Genomic DNA, 2,504 nt, shown 5'->3' with positions numbered 1-2,504 from the left:
GCTCCGCCCCCGGACCCCCGCGCCTCAATCTCCCCCTACGGCCTGACGGCCGTGGGAGGTGCCCCCAGCGGGGCTGATTTCGCGCAGCGAAATCCAGCCCGCCCGGCGATTGAGGGCACCGCGCGAAGCGCGGTACGGGTCCGGGCGGAGCCCGGTTCGGGAAGGGGCGGGGTGGGGAAACGCGCGGCGGACCCCGCCCGCGGCCCCTACTTCACCGACCCCGCCATCACGCCCTGCACAAAGTGCCTCTGGAACGCGAAGAAGACGACCAGCGGTACCACCAGCGACAGGAACGCCCCCGGCGCCAGCACCCCGATGTTGCTGCCGAACTGCCGCATCTGGGACTGCAGCGCCACCGTCAGCGGCTGCGACTCGCTGTCGGCGAAGAGCAGCGCGACGAGCATGTCGTTCCAGACCCACAGGAACTGGAAGATCGCCAGGCTCGCGATGGCCGGGCGCCCCAGCGGCAGGACGAGGCGGGAGAAGATCCGCCACTCCCCGCCGCCGTCCATCCGCGCCGCCTCCAGCATCTCCCGCGGGATCTCCGCGAAGTAGTTGCGCAGCAGGAAGATGGCGAACGGCAGCCCGTACGCGACGTGGAAGAGGATGACGCCCGCCACCGTGCCGAACAGGCCGACCGCGCCGAACAGTTTGGCGACCGGCAGCAGACCGATCTGCACGGGCACGACCAGCAGGCCGACGACCACGAGGAAGACCGCGTCACGGCCGGGGAAGTCCAGCCAGGCGAAGGCGTATCCCGCCAGCGCCGCGATGCCGACGACCAGCAGGGTGGCGGGCACCGAGATCAGGACGGTGTTCCAGAAGGCGCCGGCGATGCCGGAGTCCTCGAAGAGCGCGGTGTAGTTGTCGAGGGAGAGCTGCGAGGGGTCGGTGAGCGCCGTCCACCAGCCGTCGGACGCGTTGTCGCGTTCGGACCGCATGGAGGAGAGGAACAGGCCCGCCAGCGGGGTGATCCAGATGAGTGCGACGACGATCAGTACGGCCTGGACGGCACCGCTGCCCAGCCATTTCGCGAGCCGGCCCCGGCGGCGGGGGCGTCCGGGCGGGGAGGGCCGGACGGGACGGGGCGCGGCCCGCTCCGCGGGCGGGCGCTCGACGGTGGTGCGGGCGCTCATGATCGGCTCCTTCTGAAGCGCCGGACGTTGAAGATCATGGCCGGTACGACCAGCAGGAGCAGCAGGACGCTCAGGGCGCTGCCGAGCCCTTGGTCGTTGCCGCCGCCGAAGGACACCAGCCACATCCGGGTGGCCAGCACATTGGCCTCTTCCTGGACCGGTCCCGGCGCGATGATGTAGACGAGGTCGAAGACCTTCATCACGTTGATGACCAGCGTCACGAAGACGACCGTGAGCACGGGCGCCAGCAGCGGCACGGTGATCCTGCGGAAGATCTGTCCTTCGGTGGCGCCGTCCATCCGGGCCGCCTCCAGCGCGTCGCGCGGGATGGCGGCGAGCCCGGCGCCGATGAGCACCATCGCGAAGCCGGTCCACACCCACAGGTAGGCGCCGATGATGGCCGGGGTGACGAGCGCCGGGCCGAGCCAGTTGACGCCCTGGTAGGGCGCGGCGAAGTTCGAGGCCGGCAGCCGGACGGTGTACTCGCCGTCGGCCAGGCCGTCGAAGCGGAAGGATCCGTCGGCGGCGGTGGTGGCCGTGGCGGCGACCTTGCCGTCGCGGACCGCTTCGACGGTCATGCCGGGCAGGCCCTTCTCCGCCGGATCGACCTTGCCCTGGGTGCCGCCGCCGCCCGGTACGAAGTCGAGGTAGGCGACGCCGCCGATCCCGTCCCCGCCGGCCGGTGCCTTCGCGGGCCTTGCGTCCGCGGGGACCGCGTCGGGTGCGACGCCGACGAAGCCGAGGCTGACCGGACTGCCGGGGCGGACGGTCTCCTCGGTGGCGTACGGGCCGCCGGTCTTTCCGGCGAGGCCGGACTGCTCGCGGACGCGGGCCGTCGGGTAGGCGGCCGGGTCCCCGAACGCGTCATGGGCGGCGACGACCACCGCGTTGAGCACGCCACGGTCCGGGTTCTGCTCGTAGGCCAGCCGGAAGATGATGCCTGCGGCGAGGAACGACACGGCCATGGGCAGGAAGAGCACCAGCTTGAAGGCGGTCGCCCAGCGGACCTTCTCGGTGAGGACGGCCAGCATCAGCCCGAGGCCGGTCAGCAGGACCGGTGCCACCACGACCCAGATGGTGCTGTTGCGGATGGCTTTGAGGGTGGCGGGGTCCTGGAAGATCTCCGTGTAGTTCGCCGCGCCGACGAACTGCTCCCCGCTCGCGTCGAACAGGCTCCGTCCGACGGAGAAGAGGACGGGGTAGACGACCAGCGCACCGAGCAGGAGCACGGCCGGCAGGACGAACAGGACCGCGAGGCGGCGTTTTCTGCGCTGGGCCCGGCGCCGCGCGTCGAGCGCGGCGCCTGGACGGTGTCGGCGCTGTTGGTCCGCAACACCCTGGCGGTGACGCTCTTCCAGGGCCGCGTGG

General features: G+C 71.6%; 2 protein-coding genes. Both read right to left on the bottom strand.

What is annotated here, in order from left to right; genetic code table 11:
• Positions 1–206 precede the first annotated feature (206 nt).
• Entirely contained in the window at positions 207–1,136 is a 930-nt protein-coding gene (locus AB0K36_RS34615) for a carbohydrate ABC transporter permease (RefSeq protein WP_364601806.1), read from the bottom strand.
• Complete coding sequence (locus tag AB0K36_RS34610; protein WP_435877998.1) at positions 1,133–2,494, bottom strand: ABC transporter permease; 1,362 nt, start codon at positions 2,492–2,494, stop codon at positions 1,133–1,135. The genes AB0K36_RS34615 and AB0K36_RS34610 overlap by 4 nt, the downstream gene beginning before the upstream one ends.
• Positions 2,495–2,504 lie beyond the last annotated feature (10 nt).

Origin of the sequence: Streptomyces kurssanovii (assembly GCF_040677245.1) — a bacterium.
GTDB lineage: Bacteria > Actinomycetota > Actinomycetes > Streptomycetales > Streptomycetaceae > Streptomyces > Streptomyces kurssanovii.
Note: the sequence above shows the minus strand (reverse complement) of the source record. Positions and strands in the feature narration are given on the sequence as shown.